The organism is Cysteiniphilum sp. (assembly GCF_057495195.1).
In genome coordinates this window covers 1-20,688 of sequence record NZ_JBXTEF010000056.1, presented here as the reverse complement: position 1 = coordinate 20,688, position 20,688 = coordinate 1, and the positions used below count along the sequence as shown (strand labels likewise).

The 20,688-nt window shown below is 37.7% G+C and carries 16 protein-coding genes and 1 tRNA gene; 9 read left to right on the top strand and 8 right to left on the bottom strand.

Annotated elements, in window-relative coordinates:
- Both ACY10D_RS05055 and ACY10D_RS05050 read right to left on the bottom strand, forming a co-directional pair.
- The coding region (locus ACY10D_RS05055) for a multidrug effflux MFS transporter (protein ID WP_486999681.1) at window positions 1-1,015 on the bottom strand (1,015 nt) is incomplete at its 3' end.
- Between the two features lie 322 nt (window positions 1,016-1,337).
- Complete coding sequence (locus tag ACY10D_RS05050) at window positions 1,338-2,153, bottom strand: ProQ/FINO family protein (protein ID WP_486999680.1); 816 nt, start codon at window positions 2,151-2,153, stop codon at window positions 1,338-1,340.
- A gap of 246 nt (window positions 2,154-2,399) precedes the next feature.
- Here ACY10D_RS05050 and ACY10D_RS05045 point away from each other — a divergent pair.
- Window positions 2,400-2,476, top strand: a tRNA-Met gene (locus tag ACY10D_RS05045).
- A 710-nt stretch (window positions 2,477-3,186) separates the two neighbouring features.
- On the opposite strand, the gene ACY10D_RS05040 is transcribed toward ACY10D_RS05045, so the two are convergent.
- Window positions 3,187-3,444, bottom strand: a complete 258-nt coding sequence (locus ACY10D_RS05040; protein ID WP_486999679.1) for a hypothetical protein — start codon at window positions 3,442-3,444, stop codon at window positions 3,187-3,189.
- A 124-nt stretch (window positions 3,445-3,568) separates the two neighbouring features.
- Here ACY10D_RS05040 and ACY10D_RS05035 point away from each other — a divergent pair, with 124 nt between their 5' ends.
- Complete coding sequence (locus ACY10D_RS05035; protein ID WP_486999678.1) at window positions 3,569-4,126, top strand: aKG-HExxH-type peptide beta-hydroxylase; 558 nt, start codon at window positions 3,569-3,571, stop codon at window positions 4,124-4,126.
- A gap of 173 nt (window positions 4,127-4,299) precedes the next feature.
- Here ACY10D_RS05035 and ACY10D_RS05030 read toward each other — a convergent pair whose 3' ends face one another.
- Together ACY10D_RS05030 and lepA are read right to left on the bottom strand one after the other, a co-directional pair.
- On the bottom strand, window positions 4,300-5,292 hold the full coding sequence (locus ACY10D_RS05030; RefSeq protein ID WP_486999677.1) for a YheT family hydrolase: 993 nt from the start codon (window positions 5,290-5,292) through the stop codon (window positions 4,300-4,302).
- A gap of 3 nt (window positions 5,293-5,295) precedes the next feature.
- Entirely contained in the window at window positions 5,296-7,083 is a 1,788-nt protein-coding gene (lepA, locus tag ACY10D_RS05025; RefSeq protein WP_486999676.1) for a translation elongation factor 4, read from the bottom strand.
- A gap of 249 nt (window positions 7,084-7,332) precedes the next feature.
- On the opposite strand from lepA, the gene hfq reads away from it, so the two are divergent.
- The 6 genes from hfq (at window position 7,333) to ACY10D_RS04995 (ending at window position 13,725) form a co-directional block, all read left to right on the top strand.
- Window positions 7,333-7,701, top strand: a complete 369-nt coding sequence (gene hfq / locus ACY10D_RS05020; protein WP_192483253.1) for an RNA chaperone Hfq — start codon at window positions 7,333-7,335, stop codon at window positions 7,699-7,701.
- A 35-nt stretch (window positions 7,702-7,736) separates the two neighbouring features.
- Complete coding sequence (gene hflX / locus ACY10D_RS05015) at window positions 7,737-9,035, top strand: ribosome rescue GTPase HflX (RefSeq protein ID WP_486999675.1); 1,299 nt, start codon at window positions 7,737-7,739, stop codon at window positions 9,033-9,035.
- Window positions 9,036-9,068: 33 nt separating this feature from the next.
- Complete coding sequence (hflK, locus tag ACY10D_RS05010; RefSeq protein WP_486999674.1) at window positions 9,069-10,208, top strand: FtsH protease activity modulator HflK; 1,140 nt, start codon at window positions 9,069-9,071, stop codon at window positions 10,206-10,208.
- Complete coding sequence (gene hflC, locus ACY10D_RS05005; RefSeq protein WP_486999673.1) at window positions 10,205-11,137, top strand: protease modulator HflC; 933 nt, start codon at window positions 10,205-10,207, stop codon at window positions 11,135-11,137. Before hflK ends, hflC begins: the two co-directional genes overlap by 4 nt.
- 526 nt (window positions 11,138-11,663) lie before the next feature.
- The gene (locus ACY10D_RS05000; RefSeq protein WP_486999672.1) at window positions 11,664-12,869 is read left to right on the top strand and encodes a hypothetical protein; all 1,206 of its coding nucleotides are present in this window, start codon (window positions 11,664-11,666) and stop codon (window positions 12,867-12,869) included.
- A 283-nt stretch (window positions 12,870-13,152) separates the two neighbouring features.
- A complete protein-coding gene (locus tag ACY10D_RS04995) occupies window positions 13,153-13,725 on the top strand; it encodes a hypothetical protein (protein ID WP_486999671.1) in 573 nt (190 codons plus the stop codon).
- A gap of 159 nt (window positions 13,726-13,884) precedes the next feature.
- Here ACY10D_RS04995 and rplY read toward each other — a convergent pair whose 3' ends face one another.
- Together rplY and ACY10D_RS04985 are read right to left on the bottom strand one after the other, a co-directional pair.
- Window positions 13,885-14,175: a 50S ribosomal protein L25 gene (rplY, locus tag ACY10D_RS04990; RefSeq protein ID WP_192483259.1), complete on the bottom strand. Its 291-nt coding sequence runs from the start codon at window positions 14,173-14,175 to the stop codon at window positions 13,885-13,887.
- Window positions 14,176-14,295: 120 nt separating this feature from the next.
- A complete protein-coding gene (locus tag ACY10D_RS04985; RefSeq protein ID WP_192483260.1) occupies window positions 14,296-15,246 on the bottom strand; it encodes a ribose-phosphate pyrophosphokinase in 951 nt (316 codons plus the stop codon).
- 351 nt (window positions 15,247-15,597) lie between these two features.
- Here ACY10D_RS04985 and ACY10D_RS04980 point away from each other — a divergent pair, with 351 nt between their 5' ends.
- Window positions 15,598-19,119, top strand: coding sequence for a hypothetical protein (locus tag ACY10D_RS04980; protein WP_486999670.1), 3,522 nt, complete (start codon window positions 15,598-15,600; stop codon window positions 19,117-19,119).
- A gap of 46 nt (window positions 19,120-19,165) precedes the next feature.
- On the opposite strand, the gene ACY10D_RS04975 is transcribed toward ACY10D_RS04980, so the two are convergent.
- On the bottom strand, window positions 19,166-20,368 hold the full coding sequence (locus tag ACY10D_RS04975) for a sensor histidine kinase (protein WP_486999669.1): 1,203 nt from the start codon (window positions 20,366-20,368) through the stop codon (window positions 19,166-19,168).
- Window positions 20,369-20,688: the final 320 nt, after the last annotated feature.

The following is a 20,688-nucleotide window of genomic DNA, read 5'->3' as shown; positions in this document are numbered from 1 at the left end:
CACCAACAACAGTTGGTCCTACGATGCTGCTACCCATAGCATAAAGCATAACGCAAATAACCAATGTTTTTTCGTCTGCAAATCCTAACGTTGAACTTACAAGTAAAGTAGTACTTGCTAGCACCATTAAACATAAGCCTTGAAAGAGTGTTTTTATTGCGCCAAATTTCTTAAGTGAGATGATTGACATATATAAGCGAGCAATAAAAGCACAACCAATGATCGCAATGGATAGAAATCCAAAGTTTTGTGGAGTCATGCCATACTTGTTAATGAGGATAAAGGGGCCAACAGTGTAAAAACCAACAATGCCAGAAAATCCTGCAACCATACAAAAGGTATATATTACAAAAGGTGCATGTTTTAATATTTCAAGATAGTTTTTGAATAACTGTTTAGGGACTAAGGCATTAGTGTTTCTCTTGTGTGATGGGTGAGTTTCTTGCATGCGTGTAGCAACGATTAAAGTGGTTATAACAACAAGTATGAACATGACAAGAAAACTGATACGCCAATTAAAGTAAGTTTCAATCACACCTCCAAGTACTGGTGCGCCTGCTGGAGCAAGCATAAAAAAGAGGCTTAACCAACCGACAATATGAATAAATTTATCCTTATCTACCGAGTCTTGAACAATCACGCGAGATAATGATAACAAAGCACCTGTTCCTACTCCCTGAATAACTCGACCAATGATCAATACATAAATACTCCAAGAGAACATACAGATTAAACTGCCAATTAAATAAATGCTAGCGCCAATAAAAATAATTCTTTTGCGACCAAACTTATCAGAGGCGGGGCCATAAAAAAGTTGAGATAAGGCTAAAGCAATCAAAAATACCGCAATTGTCATGCGTGCCATATTTGAGCTTGTAGATAGCGCATGACTCATGTTGGGTAGGCTTGGGACATACATGTCTGATGCCATGAAATAGCTACAGCCAAGCAACACGCTAACAATGCTCAATAGTAAAATACTGGACTTGCCTGCAGCAATATTATCATTAGTCATAAGATACAGCTATAATAAATAGAACATATGTACAATTTATCATGTATTGATCAAGTGTTCAATTGAGTACAAGCAGAGGGTGAAGGAGAGTAGGCTGAGTATTATTGTTGGAAATGCCTGTAACTACTGGAGTTACGCATTTTAGAAAAAACTATGATTTTATAAACACCCCGTCAGTCTACGGCTGCGATCCCTCTTTGCAAGAGGGGTGCTTAAGCTTGCGAGGCGGGGTGTTGAAATAGGAAAAGTGCGTAACTTTGATTGCCTGAAATCAGTCGTGCTAAAGTATTGGAATAAGAAGATAAAAGATCAGGATAAAACGTTATGATTTTGTTTTTGTCTCATTAGTTTGAGCATCACTATCAGTTGCCTGATTGGAGTTTTCAGTTTGCTCGGAAGCTTGCATTTCTTGTTGTTCTTGAATTTTTTGCTGCTCTTGTTCACGTTTTTGTTGATAATATGTTTTAATATCAATGCCTTGAGAACGTAAGTAAGCTTTCTCAGCAATTTCATCTAAACGCTGTTTAGCATAAGCAATGTGATCATCACTAAAGCTTTCAACTGGCTTGCCATAAAGATTGAAGCGCTGTTTATGCTCAAGCACAGAACGTTGATAACGAGTATCACCAACATAGCGTTTAATCACTTTTTTCAGAACATATTGGTCAATCGGTGCAAAATGCTCGTTATAATAAATGATTTCAATATCATCGCTTATACCGATTTTCAATGGGCGCTTATCGCGTGGATTGAAGCACTTTGGAAAGCGTGCACAAAGCCATTTAAACAAGCGCTGCTCTTCTTTATAAAGCTCTTTTTGTAGATCAATTTCAATGATTAGCTCATCTTCCTGAGCATCAGGCATATCAACAACAAGCTCTTCATGCTGCTTTTGACCATATTGTGGCATGCGAAATGGTGTGCGTGGTTGGTTGACACGCTCTTGTCTTGTCTGAGGAGCTTGCTTGGTAGCAGTGTTTGGTCTAGGCGTTGAACGTGTCGCTTTGGCATCACCCGTTTCATTGCGTTTTGCCGCATGTGCTTTACGTAAACGATCTGTTTTGTCTTTTATGCTTTTGCCACCGACCAATGATTTTAATAATGAAAAATCATTAAGTTTATTTCTACCATCAGACATCTAAAATGTTCCTACTTTATGTTTATTCGTATTTTGTTTATACATTATTGCGACAACTGATATTAAGAGAATAAGCGCAGTGATGAAATCGCGCCTTAGTCAATCTTGCTGTAGCAATAAGGCGGACATTATAGACACAATCCCAGCAAAAAACAGTATCTATCAGCTATTTTTGCAGGTGCGGGGATAAAAATAAAAAAAATCATTGACAACAAAACCAATCTTGCTAATATTCCTCCCTGTCGTGGCTACGTAGCTCAGTTGGTTAGAGCACAGCATTCATAATGCTGGGGTCACTGGTTCAAGTCCAGTCGTAGCTACCACTTTCAAAGCCTTATCTGGAAAGTTTTTCAAGAGATCTAGCAAAACCAAAATCCAAAAACCATTTTGATTACAGGTAACGTATAGGTAACAAGAAAAAACGTTGTTACCAATAAAATCATCACTGGTAACAAAGCAAGGTAACATAACTGGTAAAAATTTTGATTTAAGATAACTGATGGTATGAGTCGAGTTTGTGCAAATTTTAAATTTTTGCTACACAAAGTTATGTTGTGTGATTAGGCTATTAAACAAGTCATTCTCTATTCTGCCTCAATGTGATTGTTGATCCCTTTTATATTCGTGCCATTTATACCCTAGCTGAGCTAGATTTTTTGCATCGAGGGTTGCTTTCAAATTTGAAATGGCTCTCCTGACATGTCTACTAGTGCAGCCTATTTCTTGGGCTATTTCGTCTTGTAGTAATCCATTTTCACATAACAGCTTGCCTATCTTGGATTCTAGTGCACCAATAAATAAATATTTATACATAAATGGGAGAATGCTATTTTTGAGATTTAATTTTGAGTACTTTAGCTTGTTGACACAATTTACAAGCAAGTCTGTTTTTTTAGCTAATGCTTATTGATGTGGGAGGTATTCTTAGTTAAAGCCTAAAACTCCCCAATATTTATAAAGGATAAAGTAGAGCCTATTTGCTAATTTAAGCTTAAGCCAATAATTATTAACTTTTATTATTGTGTGCTTTTGTCTATATAATAACTTCAAATTTAAATCCTTCCCCAAAAATTTCCTCAATAAATGAGCTGAGTGCATTTAATTGTTTAAACTGCCTAATCTCTCCTCTTGTCCCAACCAATATATACTGCTCAAAATTTTTTTCATGTTTAGTTTTTATTTCTAAGAGCCAAGATTTACCATCTTCGGTATTCTGAGGTCTAGCGGTTAACGTAACATTTATTGCAAGTTTAGACATAAACACCAAACTGCTTTTTTTGATTTCATTCATAATTCAGTATGCTTTATCATCATGAGGTTATAGGTAATTCAACGCTTTCGTGTATTCGGTCGTTTTGGATGTCATTTATTGAGTTACATTCTAGTATACAGATATCGGTAATAGCTTTAACTGTATGAGTAACCATTGGTTCAACCTCAATCTACATATCACTATAGTTGGGTGTGGAGGACTTGGAAGTAATACAGCATTGAATTTGTTACTTAGCGGATTCAGTCGTTTTCATTTTATTGCAGCAACATCACCAAATTTTATGGGAACTATTGTAATGGCTCCTAAAGTCAGATGGAGTCTCTATGATTATATTGAAAATATTGTACATGAATGCGCTCATATGGATTTATACATGAAGCAACTCATTGACCCTATGGTCGAAGGCAATGCCGAACTTGAAAGCATATTCCGAAAAAAACTAAGACCTCAGAACGCTGTTTTTCATTCATGCTATGTTCTGTACCATATTCTGATTATATTTAATAAAATTAAAGCCACAGATATTGAAGTCTTAAACAATGATGAAAATAAAATTGAGCTTGATTTACGCATAGATCGTATTACAAAAGATTTGATGTCTATAATTAAAATAATAAAATCCAGAGCAAATTTAACTTTATTTGGCAAGGCATTGCTACAGGAGATGGACAGTCTCACTCACCATGAATATAGTAATTAATCTTTGCAGTATATATTCCATTCTAAAGAAACTGTATGCCTTATGAGATAAGCTTTTGCAACGTATTTTAAAATCACTATGACCGGTTTACTGACGTATTCCGACTAGACCCCTCAATAGGCTATGACCATATTCCTACGCTTAGGGTACGCTGATTAATTATGGGTGAATATTTAGTATTGGCTTTCAATAAGTGAAATAATTTTTTTATCAAGCCAAAATTCAAAGGGGCGCCAGCCCTTGCATCTTGATAAATAACCCATATGACCTCCCTTGTGAGTCCATTGAATATCAATATTCGTATGTGAAAGTCCAATGGCGAAACGATTATCAACGAATGGATCATCATGATCGCAGACGATGGTGGTTTGACATGTTATTTTGGCAAGATAGTTTTTGGCGCTTGAGTGAGTATAATACGCATGTGCTGTAACAAATCCCGCCTCCTTTGCTGTAAAGGTCTCATCGATTTCATAGACGCCATAGTTTTTAGGCAACGTAGCTGCTTTTTCTTGAAATATTTGATAATGGTCATGCGTAATCGCGCGATGCTTGAATAGCTGATATAAGCGTTTGGCAAAGTGTCGATTAAAGATGGCATTATTTTTCTGGGAAAGTTTTGCCATGCTGGCTAATAAATCCATTGGTGGCGCGATTGCAATTGCGTGTTTAATTGATAAATCAGTATCACTATGTTCAGCTAATGCTTTTAGTAGCATATTGCCCGAGATCGAAAAACCAATTGGGATGAGTTGAGTTTGTTTATCTACCGTTGCAAGGTGTTCTAAGACGGCATAAATATCATCACTCTTGCCGGCATGATAAATGCCTCTTGCTAGAGGTAATAAATGTTTGTTGGCACCACGGTGGTTAACGCGGACAACGTGATAACCTAAATTAAGTAGCTTTTTTGCAATGCGCACCATATATGAAGAGTTTTCATCACCAGAAAGACCATGAAACAGTACAACGGTAATATTTTGCGTCGTGGTATCAGCGTAAGAGATAGATAGCTTGAGTTGATCACCATCTTTAAGTTTGAGGTATTGCGTTTGCGTATTTAATGGCTGTGAGCGTTCCCCAATAATGCCACTAATAACGGTTTGCCATTTGGCAGAGAGTTTAATGGGTTTAAAATCCATAGTTTTAAAAGTGTGTAACTTCAATTGTTAATTCTTTTTAAGTACCGATAAAAATGCTTCTTGTGGTACCTCAACGTTGCCAACTTGTTTCATGCGCTTTTTACCGGCTTTTTGTTTTTCAAGAAGCTTACGCTTACGTGATACATCACCACCATAACATTTAGCGAGAACGTTCTTACGCATCGCTTTTACAGTACTTCGAGCAACGATAGCGCCACCAATTGCCGCTTGAATAGCAACTTCAAACATCTGTCTTGGAATAAGCTCTTTTAGGCGTTCAACGAGCTCACGCCCTTTGTAGACGGATTGATCCTTGTGGACGATGCTGGCAAGGGCATCGACTTTCTCGCCATTAATAAGAATGTCTAAGAGCACCATGTTGGCTCCTTCATAGCGCTGCAGTTCATAATCAAGCGAGGCATAGCCGCGACTAACAGATTTCAAACGATCAAAGAAATCAGAAACCACCTCAATCATCGGGATGTCATAAATGATAGATACTTGACGACCTAAATAGTTCATATCAACTTGTGTGCCACGCTTTTCAACACAAAGTGTGATAATCGCACCGACATAATCTTGCGGCACTAAAATAGACGCGCGAACAATTGGTTCACGTACCTCAGCGATGGCAGAAGGTTCTGGTAGCTTTGATGGGTTATCAACTTCAACCTCTTCACCATTTTTTAGGGTTACTTTGTAAATAACGGTTGGTGCTGAGGTGATTAAATCAAGATTGTATTCACGCTCCAAGCGCTCTTGAATAATTTCCATATGCAGAAGTCCCAAAAACCCGCAACGAAAACCAAAGCCAAGCGCCTGTGATACTTCAGGTTCAAAGAAAAGAGAAGCATCATTTAAGCTTAGTTTTTCTAATGCCTCACGAAATGCTTCAAAATCATCAGCACTAATAGGAAACATGCCGGCATAGACTTGTGGTTGAACGCGTTTAAATCCAGGAACAGGTTTATCTGTTGGGTTTTTGGCTAAGGTTAATGTGTCCCCTACAGGCGCGCCATGAATATCTTTAATGCCTGCAACAATGAATCCAACTTCACCTGCCTTTAATGTTTGCTGCTTATGCATCTTTGGTGTGAATACACCTAGTTGATCGACTTGATGGGTTTGCCCTGATGACATTACCTTGATCTTATCTCCTACGTGCAATTGTCCATTGCGAATACGCACAAGGGATACCACACCAAGATATGGGTCAAACCATGAGTCAATAATAAGTGCTTGCAATGGTGCGTTTAGATCACCAACAGGTGGTGGGATTTTGGCAATAATCGTCTCTAGAACCTCTTCAACACCCAAGCCAGTTTTAGCGCTACAAGTTGTTGCACCCACAGCTTCGATACCAATAATATCTTCAATCTCAGCACACACACGCTCAGGCTCGGCAGATGGCAGGTCAATTTTATTAAGCACGGGAATAACTTCTAAGTTTTGTTCAATCGCGGTATAGCAGTTGGCAACCGTTTGTGCTTCAACGCCTTGAGCAGCATCAACAACTAATAATGCACCTTCACAAGCAGCTAACGAACGTGATACCTCGTATGAGAAGTCAACATGTCCTGGGGTATCAATAAAATTCAGCTGATAGGTTTGCCCATCTTTGGCGGTATAGTTTAAGGTCACACTTTGTGCTTTGATGGTAATGCCACGTTCGCGTTCAATATCCATTGAATCAAGAACTTGCTCTTTCATCTCGCGATCAGTCAACCCTTGGCAGACCTGAATAAAACGATCAGAAAGCGTTGATTTGCCATGATCAATATGCGCAATAATAGAAAAGTTTCGGATGTGTTGCATATGCTTGTGTAGTAGATATTTTATTATGGTGAGCATTATGCCGAAAAAATGATATAAAAGGAATCACCAGTTGTGTGAGGAATCGTTTTGACTTCATCAAAAATGCAGTTTGCGCATAAAAATCCCGCTATTGTCCTTTGTTATGGTCAAGGATAGTGATAGAATGCCTGCCAGCAGCGCAAGCTGCGAGGTAAATAACCTTAACTAAAATTATTATAACTATTAAAGAACAATAAAGAGGATATTACTATGTCTAGAATCGCATCTTTGCAAGATCCGTTTTTAAATGCGTTAAGAAAAGAGAAAATCTCTGTGTCAATTTACTTGGTAAACGGCATTAAGTTGCAAGGCGTTATTGAAGCGTTTGATTCGTTTTCTATCGTATTGCGCAATAGCGTTAACCAAATGGTTTATAAGCATGCGATCTCAACAGTAGTTCCTGCCAAAGCAGTGCGTTTGGTCTATAGCAATTACAATCCAAATCACGGTCAACAAAACCATAATTCAGAGCAAGAAGATGGTTTTGAGTCGATGGATGAGACTTCATTTGAAGAGTCATATGATGAAGCAAATAATGCAGATGATCATTACAATCAACAGTCTGCGCAGCAACAATAATATTTATCTATAACATACATTAAGAGGATCTTTCTTTGGAGATCTTTCAAGAACATAAGGTAGGCGAAAATTGCCTACTCATCGATATTAATTTTTCATCTAAACCTGAATTAAACGCTGAGCTTTCTGAGCTCAATGGGCTTGTACATGCTGCTAATTGGCAGATTGTACAGACTATTACATCGCGTCGCTCACAGCCTGATCCTAAATACTTTTGTGGTAAAGGCAAGCTTGAAGAGATTAAAGCGATGATTGAAGAACATAAGATTGATCTGGTGGTTTTTAATCACAGTATTACGCCTTCACAAGAGCGCAATATCGAAAAAGCATTACACTGCAAAGTCATTGATCGCACGCGTTTGATCTTAGAGATATTTTCACAACGTGCGCAAACGCATGAAGGTAAACTTCAGGTTGAGTTGGCGCAATTAAACTATGCTGCCACGCGATTAGTGCGTGGTTGGACACATTTAGAACGACAAAAGGGTGGCATTGGGGTGCGTGGTGGACCGGGTGAGACTCAGCTTGAGCTAGATCGACGTCTATTGCGCCAACGAATTACCCAGATTGAAAAACGTCTTGAAAAAGTCAAAAAACAACGCGGCTTGAGTCGCGCGTCACGTCAGAAAAATGATGTGCCAACAATCGCTTTTGTTGGTTATACTAATGCGGGTAAATCAACGTTGTTTAATCACTTAAGTGGTGCCAGCGTTTTAGCTAAAGATCAATTGTTTGCGACGTTAGATCCAACCTTGCGTAAAATTGAGGTGCCTAAACTAGGTGAAGTTGTATTATCCGATACTGTGGGCTTTATCCGTAATCTACCACATGACTTGGTTGAGGCATTTTGCGCAACGCTTGAAGAAGCGATTGAAGCAGATCTACTAGTGCATGTCATTGATTATGCCGATGAGCATCATCGCGCGTATATCGAGCAAGTTAAATTGGTGCTACAGCAGATTGAGGCGAATGATAAGCCGGTACTTAATGTCTATAACAAAATTGATCGTTTAGATAACTTAACGCCTCATATTGTTTATCATGAAGATCGTCCTGCAGATGTGTATCTCTCAGCACAAACTGGAGATGGCATTGAATATTTATATGAGTCAATTGCTAAGCACTTTAACCAAGAATGGCTCAAAGGTGTTTTGACGTTGATGCCGAATGAAGGCAAAGTTCGTGCAGCATTTTATCAACTAGGCGTGGTTGAGAAAGAGCAGATAACTGATACAGGTGAGTATCAATTAACAATACACATTGCGAAAAATGATTTTGATGCAATATGTCGAAATAATAAGCTTGAGTTAATAGCAAAATTTAGTCACCATTAGGGGCACTGAAAGAGCAAATCAAAAGTAGTATCTATGGCATTAAAATTTTTGTCACGACACAAAGTATTTAATCAAGGGCCACCTGACTTAGAAGAGGCGATCCGTCGATTTCTCGGCAAAGGACGTAAGCAAGATAATAATTCATCGAGCAATAATGGGAATAATGGCAATAACCACGGTGGCGACCATAATAACAATGGTAACAACAATAATGAACCACCGCGAAAAGATGATAATCAGCGCAAAAGTATCTACTCACGCAGTGTCGATCAAAAGCCATTACCGGTGAAGAAAATCGCGATTGGCGTGGTTGCTGCGGCTGTTATTATTTGGGCGGGCATGGGTGTTTATGTTGTGCAACCAGCACAACAGGCTGCCGTTTTGACCTTCGGTAAGTTCTCAAGTATTGAAGGACCAGGAATGCATTGGCATGCGCCTGGTTTTGTCAGTGTGATCAAAAAAGATGTTGAAGTACTAAATACCATTAAGCTGGATAAGCAAATGCTGACTTCTGAAGAGAATATTGTGCATGTGTCATTTTCAGTACAGTATCGTATTGGTAATTTAGAAGATTATTTATTTGCCACCAATAATCCTGAGCTTATCTTGCGTCAAGCGCTTGAAAGTGCGGTGCGCCAAGTCGTTGGTGAGAACAAACTAGAGAAGATTCTAACGACCTCAAGAACACAAATTACCTTAGAAGTGCAAAAAGAATTAGAGAAGCTTTTGAATAAGTACAAAACGGGTATTTTGGTTAATGAAGTGATCATGCAGCCAGCACAGGCACCTGCTGAGGTTAAAAGTGCCTTTGATGATGTAATTAAGGCGCGTGAAGATCGTGAGCGTGTGCAAAACGAGGCGCAAAGCTATGCCAACAAGGTTGTGCCAGTAGCAAAAGGGCGTGCGCAACGGATTATGGATGAAGCGCGAGCTTATCAGTCAAAAGTTGTATTAGACGCACAGGGTAATGTCGCCAACTTCAGTCAGTTGCTACCTGTGTATCAGCAAAATCCAAGTATTATTGAGAATCAGTTATATTATCAAACGATGGAAAATATCTTTAAAAACAACAAGCTCTATATTGTTGATGGCGATGGCGCGAAAAATTTATTCTATGGTGATAAATTATCACCGCTGGCAGTTTCTTCAACGGTTCAAGGAGGTCAGCAATGAGCAATAAACTAATGGGACTAATCGTTGTTGTCATCGTGGCATTATTATTGATATTCAGCTCAATGTTTCGTGTTAACCAAGGCAATGAAGCCGTGATTTTAAAATTGGGTGAGTTAAATCAAACCAGTGATGGTCAAGTTAAGGTTTACACGCCAGGGTTGCATTTTAAAATTCCACTGGTTGAACAGGTGAAAACCTATGATATGCGTTTACGCACATTAACAGTTGACTCATCACGCGTGGTGACCAATGAGCAAAAAGATGTGATCATTGATGCGTATCTCGAGTGGAAGATTAATAATATCTCACAATTCTATCGCAGTGTTTCAGGCAATGATTCACGTGCTGAATTATTATTAAGACAGTTCTTAGAGGCGTCATTACGTGCTGAAGTTGGTAAGATTGATATTCAAGGTCTGATTAATAATGAGCGTGATCAATTGATGCAGACATTAACAAAGAGTGTGCAAGATCAGGCGAAGAAAATCGGTATTGATGTTGTTGATGTGCGTATTAAACAGATTGATTTACCCGAAACAGTGACGGAATCGATTTATCAAAGAATGCGTTCAGAGCGTCAAAAAGTGGCAGCATCGATTCGCGCACAAGGTGAGCAGATGTCAGAGTCTATTCGTGCAGATGCTGATGCGACAGTGACAATCACTTTGGCGCAAGCTGATCGTGATGCCAAAGAAGTTAAAGCCAAAGCGGATGCAAAAGCGGCTGAAATTTATATAGATGCGTATGGCAAATCAGAGAGCTTCTATAATTTCTGGCGCAGTATGCAGGCTTATCAAGCAAGCTTTAGTGGTAAAAAAGATGATGTGTTTATCTTAAAGCCAGAAGGTAAATTCTTTAATTACTTCAATTCATCTAACGCATCTAATTCGTCTGTGTCAGCAAAGGCGAGCGTCAGTTCAGTAAACTAATAACGCTTACTTTCCGATTGCTTAAGCAGTTGGATTTCTCTTTGTATAAAAATATCTTATATTATTGCGCTGTATCGCTGATTTTTATTTATTCTTTAAGCTTGCAAACTATACAGTAACATTAAAATTATGGATAATACATTAACATGTTGAATTTCAGTTTTTAAATGCATTTGTATTGCATTAAGTCATGGAGCTTAAGATAGATGTGGTGTATTGCTATAACTAAGTTACATTACGAAAATGTAGGTTGTGACTAAGCTGTATTACGGAACCGTGGACTGAGCGTAAGTCGGAGTCCGTGATTGTTTTTGAGTTACCCTTCGACTTGGTTTAGGGTGCAATCAACTATTTAGTTGAGATAAGTAAAGCTGCACGGAGTGCTGAGCTTGCGAGGCGGGGTGTTGAAATAGAAAAAGTGCGTAACCTCAGTTACTAAGTAAAAAAGAATGATAATAATAAAAATGGGGCGGATGAAAGAGAAATGGGTGTAGAGAAATTAAATTGGGCAGATGCGCGTATCTTAATGCAAAAAGCCAATCCAGAGTTTACGGCATTGCTAGAAACTATAGATGGTATTGAAAAATATGAGTTTACAAAGTACAGCTATCGCTATGGTGATTTAATCTGTGACGCGGATTATTTCTATGATCCGGATGGCAATATTGTTGCGGATAATATTCCTTTTGGCATGGTTGTTGAAAAATCAATGCAGTTTTTTATGGAGCTGGAAGGATATATTATTCCTGGAGCAGTTAGATCTATCGGTGAAATGGCTTATATAAGTTACTTTAGTCTTTCAGATAGGTCTGCACTTAATGCAAGTTGGAGTATTAGTTCAGGAGCTAGAAATCCTGTAATAATCCCAACTTATAAGCAAAGGGCAAAATATTTGCAAATGCAAATTGACTTAGGAATGGTGCACACTGTTGATTATAGTAGTGATTTTACTGTTTTAAGAGACGTTGCATTTAATATAAATAGTGGTTGGCGTTGTGAGTACTTGGGTTTTCCAGTTGAGCTTATGGAGTATATGAAGTGTTCGTCAAAAACCTGGCATATTAGAGAGTTTTTACTCAGAGAGATTATGAGCCTAGGCTATGCTAATAACTCGAAAAATTTAATCCAAGATATGATTTTAGATTACATTAAGGTGCATAAATCAAATGTGAAAAATTCATTTTACCTAAGCAGTGTGGCCAATCATATTTTTGATAGCATCTCTGGGCAAGCAATGTTGCATAAATTGGCAACAAGTGAAAATGAGTTGCCATTATTTGATATACAAAAAGCTTATGAGGATTGTTATAAGCCTAAACATCCACCCATGATATTGGTTCCGTCAAACTTTAGGGAGAATTCCGCTGAAGAGCACTTTTTTAGTATTCAGCACCATACAGTGATGTATAAGCCAAATCATATTGCTAATATTGTCGAGTTATGTGTGGCTATCCGTGATTTAATGGGGTTATATACTAAATGCTTAACGGAGATTGAAATAGTTCCTAATAACAATTTGTTGCGATTTCTTAATAGTACAGCTATCTCCATAATTAGCGATAGGGAAAGTGCGTTTAATGAAACTGCAGGAGTATGCTTATTTGACCAATTGTGCAATATTGCACAACCTATAAATGATCAATTCAGCAATTTTAAAAAGAGAAATGAATCGTATGAATTTCCATCCCGATCAAGCTTTTTCTCGGGATGTATTATGCTAAAAAAGAATTAAAGCTCAGATAGAAAAAAATTAGTTTCTGTAGTGTTTGTTAAAGAAGCAAAAGTCATAATAAATCCCCTTATTTTAATTTTTAAATGAAACGTTGCAATAAATACAACACGCTTGCGATTGTACTATATATTGAGAAATAATTTGAGCTTATAAATTTGCAATCTATCCATATTTTATATTTTTATCATATATATACATGAGTAATTTTAAATTAGAGGCACTTACATCGCAAATTATAAACTATACTTAGCATATGGAACATAAAACGGCTAAGGATTAACCAATGAAATGGCGGCTGATTATAACATATTGTGCGATTGCAGCATTTTTGTCTGGATGCAGTTTCTTATTGCCATCAAAAAAAGTTGAGCGCAATGATCATTGGCAGACATTTAATAGTATTCAGAGTGTTTATGATGAGGTTTCACCAAATAAAACGACTTTACCTGAGCTTAACCATATGGGTTTTGATCCTTATGTTGCCAATAACGTTAAGATTGAGAGCTACTTGGATATCCGCATTCGGTTTGACCCGTTAAGCACAGGTAAGAACATCCCAGAGCCTGTTGGTGAATGTTTGAGTCTATTTAAACGTTGTCAGGCGTATGTGGTGGATGTGGAGTATGAATATGAAGATCGTATTGGTAATGCATTTTTAGATTTAACAGGGTTTCGTCGAGAGGTTCTCAAAGAAGGATGGCGTTTTCAAGCGGTTTTTATTATCCAAGATCATTTGATTGTTTATAAGCTGTGGTCAGGTGAGCCAAAACGCAAAGCCTATATTGATGAGATTAGACCACTTGGTCCTTTGCAAAGTCTAGATGATTTAATTACGGGACCTGCGATTTCATTTTGATTTTTACAACACCCTGCTTCGCAAGCTCAGCACCCCTCTTGCAAAGAGGGGAATTAGGCAAAGGGCGACTCTATTCCCCACTTTGCAAGAGGGGTGTCAGTCGCAGACTGACGGGGTTTTTTGAGAATATGGTTTCAGGTAGATTAATCTAATTTTGAATTACGCACGAACAAAGTCAGCGTGAAGGATTTTTGGCTTAAATGGATGACGTTGTAATGCTTTGATTTTAACGCTTTCAGTTTTACCATTGATATCGATAGTAACAGTTGCTGTATAGAACGCTTTGTTTTCAGTAGCATGCAAGATCTTATTGTGATCAAGAATGATAGCTGTTGCTTCAGAACCGTTGCCATAGATAATTGCAGGAACTTTCCCTGCTTTACGTAGGCGGCGGCTCGCACCTGTACCTGTTTCAGTTTTTAATTCCGCGTGTAGCGTAAAATCTGTCATTTTAATTTCCTTAAAACATATATTTATAAAGTTAAATTTTATATTAAAAAACTTTCTTATCATGCGACCCTGACGAGAAAGCTCGTGGATTCTAACAAAAAAGCTAAGGAAAGTTAAGATTTAAATCAAATCACAAAACATTAAGCTAATAGATTCTTCATTATTGGTGCGACGAATCGCTTCTGAGAGCATAGGTGCCAGTGATAGTGTTTTGATTTTCTTGCACTTAAGGGCAGCATTATGAAGTGGAATAGAGTTAGTAACGACTAGTTCTTCAAGGACTGAGCCTTCGATATTTTCAATCGCTTTACCAGATAACACAGGGTGAACGCAGTATGCGGATACTTTCTTCGCACCATGATCAATAAGTGCTTGTGCGGCTTTACAAAGTGTCCCTGCAGTATCAACAATATCATCAACAATCAAACAATGACGTCCACTAATGTCACCAATAATATTCATCACTTCAGATTCATTGGCCTTTTGGCGACGCTTATCAATAATCGCTAAATCAGTGTTAAGTGCTTTTGCCATGGCGCGCGCGCGGACTACACCGCCGACATCAGGAGATACAACAATTGGATTTTCTAAACGGCATGAGCGAATATAATCTAATAAAATCGGTGTGCCATAAACATTATCTAAAGGAATATTAAAAAAGCCTTGAATCTGCTCAGCATGAATATCAACGGTTAATAAACGATCGATGCCGACACCGGTTAACATATCAGCCACAACACGTGCTGAAATCGGTACACGTGATGAGCGTACACGGCGATCTTGGCGGGCATAACCAAAGTAAGGAATTACTGCTGTGATGCGTCCAGCGGACGAACGGCGCAATGCATCGGTTAAAAACATCAACTCCATAATATGATCATTGGTTGGCGGACAAGTTGATTGTACGATAAAGACATCACGGCCTCTGACGTTATCAATAATCTCAATATGAGATTCGCCATCGCTAAAGCTAGAAACCGTAGCGCGTCCTACTTGTACACCTAAAAAATGAGAGATTTCTTCAGTTAATGCGCTGCTTGCGCGGCCACTAAAAAGCATCAGATCTGACATGGAGTTATCCTAAAATTTGATTGCTGAAATTTGCTTAGAGAATATACCCAATTTTGAAAAAATATAAAGGTTTTTTTAGTCATCATCATGAAATCCAAGCTGACACTTTAATATGAAAACCTTTAAAAACCTAATTAGGCGTGCCAAACAGTAAACTGACCACGCTGATAAGAATCTGTTTTTTCTACTATATTATGTTTAGTCGCTATACTTTAGATAAGACGTGTAATTTTTGCGTTGCATGTCATTGTATGGTGGGCAAATCGGGTGATATGAATGAGTGGGTAGACTAATTAATCATCATTATTGGGGCTTTTAGAATTCATATTTCCCATGAATTTGGAGACAGAAATGAATAAAGCAAAACAAGTAGAAAAAGTTGGCGTATGTGATACTAAAGCTCAAATAGGTAAGTTATGTTATGTTTATATGACAATGCTTAGCATATACTTCTATGCAGATAGAGCATATACCGACAGTAGATTTATCAATGAGCAACAAGCTGCACAACAGGTGTCGATGCATGATCAAAATAATCAGAAAGTTCAGCTTAACTTAGCGGATTTGTTATCAAAACTAGATCAAGTCAGTGGAGAGTATGTGCATACATTTATTATGCCCAGTGGAGAAAATGTAGCCTACACGTTAAACAGACGATATGCCTCTGCATTTGAGTTGAAATCGGTCATAATTATTGAGAAAAAAATGGATACGGTGATTACCTATCAGTATTTGGATCTCCCCAGCAGGTCTCAGTTAGAAGTATTCCCAGATCAATTAGCAATTGAGAGTTATATTGCTTCCCATATTAATCAATTTAAGCAAAAAGCTCAGCTAATTAAAGAAGATAGTGCGCTAGGGGATGCGCTTTTAAAAGAAAAACTAGCCAATGGAGACAGTAAAATAACTCATACCAAAATGTTAGAAGATCAGTATGAGGTGCCAATTAAAGTAGAACTATTAACTCAAGAAGGCATATCAAAGACATTAAAACTATTTAACTACAGAGAGGTACCTACAGATGAAAATTTACCACAAAATATAAAAGTATATGCCATTAGAGCACAGCACTATCCATTGTTACCAGACCAAGTAAGCGTCCCCTTAGACAAAACTTTTAATTTAGGAGAGGAGCTTAAAACAGACAGGTTAAGATTTAAATTTGAAGATCAAGGACCATATGCAAGACAAATGGTTTTATATGACATAAATGATAATTTAATATGGAATTCAGCAAGAACTTTCCCAACAGATAAAGCAAGTTTTCTTGATGGCGTTAATGTTATTGTGTTTAACGGCCTATTATCTCTGGAGCCTGATGGTAGAATGGTAATTAGAGGTAAGGAGAATAAGGAAATATATGCTGTTAATAAGGCAATATATCCAAATGTTGCCGATAAAATCATTACATATGAGTATTCAGAGTATTATGACAGTAACCATGGCATTTTTCTTCCGCGTATAACAAAAGAAGGTGTGCAGTTGATGTACTGTTGGACAACTGGTAATGGCTGTTATTATGGTAAGGTGTCTACAGAAACATTAGTTAATGGCAAAACAAAGCGCTATAAATATGATGATAAAGGCAATATCTCAAATTACATTGATGAAAACAATCATAGCTATGACTATAGGTATGATAATGGTGGTAGACTCGTTCAGTCATCTTCATCTGCAGGAAACTATACCTATGATTATGATAGCTCTCAATATAGTTTAGTGAAAACCATTCAAACAGCAGGGCTAACCTATGGATACAAATTGCGTTATGAAACAACGGATATGTCTGACATTATTTATATAGATGAACTGTCACCCAATTCATCTCCAAAATTACTAGCTACTTATAGCTATAAATATATTGATGATCATAAATCAAAGTTAAGCAAAGTGACACTTGTGAATTCACAGCAAAATGAACGTTATGAGATAGAGTATCATCATAATCAATATGGGTTGCGCAGGATCAATATGCCTCATGGATTTTATAGCGAATATCGATATGATGATTTGGGACAACTGGTTGAAGTAAAAACACACTTAAATAAGCTTAAACGTTATCAATATAAATATAATCCAACGGTTTATAATCAAGTTATTGCGCGTGACACCATGATTGGAGTGGGGGCGGATGTCTCACATACGGATAAATATAGCTATGATCGTTTGGGTAATTTGATTAGCTATAACTGTGAGGCATATGACAAAGGGTATTGCCCAATATTGGAAGATGGCAAAAATATGATCTCTCAACGGGTAGTACTTAACGGCTTTAATAACGTTGCGCTAGATGTTATTCAAACCTATGATAATGAGCAAAGAATATATGAGTATCGTTATGATAGAAAGTACCCAGTGCAGATCAGTGAAATATTTAATCATTCTGAAAAAAAAGCACGTAAACTTGACACGCTAGAAGATGCGCTTTATGCCATGAAATCAGCAGTGCTTGGAGAAAGCAAAGATAAAGACGACTTGCATTTAAAAGATGCTAATGGTTACATTGCTAAAAGTATAAATAATCAAACTAATGAAACCATTGTTCATGTGGTGACTGAGTCAGGTGATCCATTAATGCGTGTAAGTCAAAGTGCAGATGGTTCGCGTGAGTATACCTTTGAGCTACCGGGTGCTACTATTCATAATGGACGATTTGAAGGGAGGCTAACGGATGGTAGAAACATTGTAGGTATTTATTCCGATGCGGGAGAAGTTAATCGAGAATGGTTAGTTTCATTAACCGGGTATGAATATGAGTTAGTTAAGCCTGGAAATTTTGTCGATGCGTTTGTTAATACATTTGATAAAATTTTATTGTTGAACCCTTTATATTATGCGGCAAAAGTAGCCTCTAATAATGATATTGAATGGGGGGGCATGGGTACAAATAAATGGTTCCAAGGAATGAAGGGTTTTTATGGTAATGCAGCTAGGCAATTAGGTACCACTGCCTACAGCATGACAAGTGATTTTTATGATATGGCTCGTCACGCTAATTTATTTACGAAATATATGCTAGGCGATGACATTATAACCGATTATTCAAGTCCAGCCTATGTGCTTGAACGTGTGGATCACGCCATGAATGCAGCAGCAACAATAACCATGGGCGCCAATTTCTTTTACTCAAGTAATATGCTAATAGGTAGTAACTTTCTGGAAAAAGGTATTAATAATGCTTTAGTTGCTCCCCAACTTGGGGAAGTGTTTATGTCGATCCAAAAAGTAACTTCTTTGGTTGGGCAGCGTGATACATTAACCACAATGTATAATGTTGGTTATGCTCATCACTATGGCAATCATTCACAAGCGGGATATTTGGTTGGTCAATATCTAGGGGATGTGATTGTTGCAAAAGTAAAATCACATGTAATGGAAAAAATTACTAAAACGATTGAGTTGGATAATTATCAACAAATGGAAAGTTCAAATATCAGTGATGTGAAGATAGAGAGTAATAATGTAGATAAAACCACGGTGAGTCAGATACAACATAATTTTGATGAAAAAATCAATGAGATCAAAAATGATATTAATGAAGCAGCAATAGCAGCCGCAGAAAGTAAAATTAAGACAGTTGAAAATACACAAAGCATAGCTGATATGCAAAGCAAAGTTATCGGGATAAGTAATGCGGCAAATGCCTTTAAGTCGGGAGCGAGTGATTTGGAGAAAAGGGAAACTTTGTGGGGCTGGGCAAGTCAATTTATTCCATCACCACTTACGATCATTAATAAACAAATCTATGGATCTTACTATGAAAGTGCGGGACATGGCCTGCCTTTAGATGTAATGAAACAAGAGATGGTCTTTAAGCAAGTTAGGGAATCAGCGTTAATACAAAACACTGATAAAAAGATAAGCACTAAATAGGCGCGCTGCTATATTGTAAAAATGATAGAAGATGCTGTTATTTCCTTTATAAAGGTGAAGTATTTTCTTCAGTGGCAATTAATTTCACCGTAATGCACAAGCCTTGCTCATTAGAGCTTGCTGAGATTTCTCCTTTGTGCAGTTCAATAATTTTCTTGCAAATAGCGAGCCCCAAACCATGACCTTGACTGTTTTGTGTGTTATGCAAATTTTTGTGATGTGCGAGAAATAGCTTGTCGATTTTATCTTGAGGGACGCCAGGACCTGTGTCTTGAAAGCGTATAATTAATTTGTTTTGTTCTATATTGCAGTCAATGCTGCAATGCGTTGCATATTTAATTGCGTTATTGGTGATATTGCTAAAGGCACGATAGAGTAGCGTCTCATTGCCGTGCACCATATAATCTTGTGTTGAGTTAATACTTATTTTATCAGGGTGTTGCTGTTTAAGGCGGGCAAAAGTCGTATTGATCTTAAAGCTTGTATCTTGGGTGCTCTCTTGATAATAACTCACTGTAGCCTTAATAAGCTCATCAATCTCATCTAAATCAGCCGGTACTTGATCAAGTTCATATTCGGTTTGAAGGCGCACTTTAGCGCGCGCTAGAGGTGTCTTAATATCATGAAAAAGTGTGGCAAGAATCATGGTTCGCTCAGCGATAAGATCTTTGACCTTTTGTTCTAAGGCATGCTTGGTTTTGCCAAGGAATGATCTGTTGTTATTGCCATTACCCAGCTCATAAATGGATTGTCTAAATAGCTTTAAACCACTATAAATAATCAAATAAATGACCATGAACATAAAAATGAAGCGTAATATAACGGCAATAATAACTAGTGGATCCAACCACGGATTCTGTGGTTTGAAGCTGAAAAATACCCATTGGTCAGCATTTGGATAGTATTGATCAAAAGATATTTGCTTGTGTATTTTGAAATATTCAATCATCTGATTATAGGTATGCAGCTCTGGGTGGTCACTGGTATGCGAATGTACTTCAATAGATATGGAATGTCGCGTAATTTGCTCATAAGTTTGAATGGCCAGCTCAAGTTCACTGGCATCTAGCTTTGCCATAGCGTCGCGGATAGCAATAAGATCCTTAATAACGCGATAATGATGTTTCTGATCGATAGCATCTTTATATAGATTCCTTACCATCAGTGAGCTTTGAATAACTAAGATTATGCAAGCACCTATAAAAACACATAGCATCCAGATTGAGTAGCGTTGCTTTGGATTTGACATCAGGCTTCCTTGTGATCGTGTTATAAGTGATTGCTCAAGTCTAGCAGGCTTTAACGCAGATGGGATTAATATATGTAAACAAATCGTTACATAAAAGGGCTATTCATGCATGAATGCGAAGTGCTAATATGCTCAAGTGAAAGCGCAGGGGGTGTGGTGTGTGAGGTTGTTACTTGGCCTTGCGCACCACAGGTGGGTCATATACCGTCCATCAAAGTATCTAACACCGCAAAATGATTTACGGGGAGTGTTCATAAAACTGTGTCAATTTAAATTTAATATTGATGTAGTGTGTTATTGCTAGAATAAACAGAGCAACT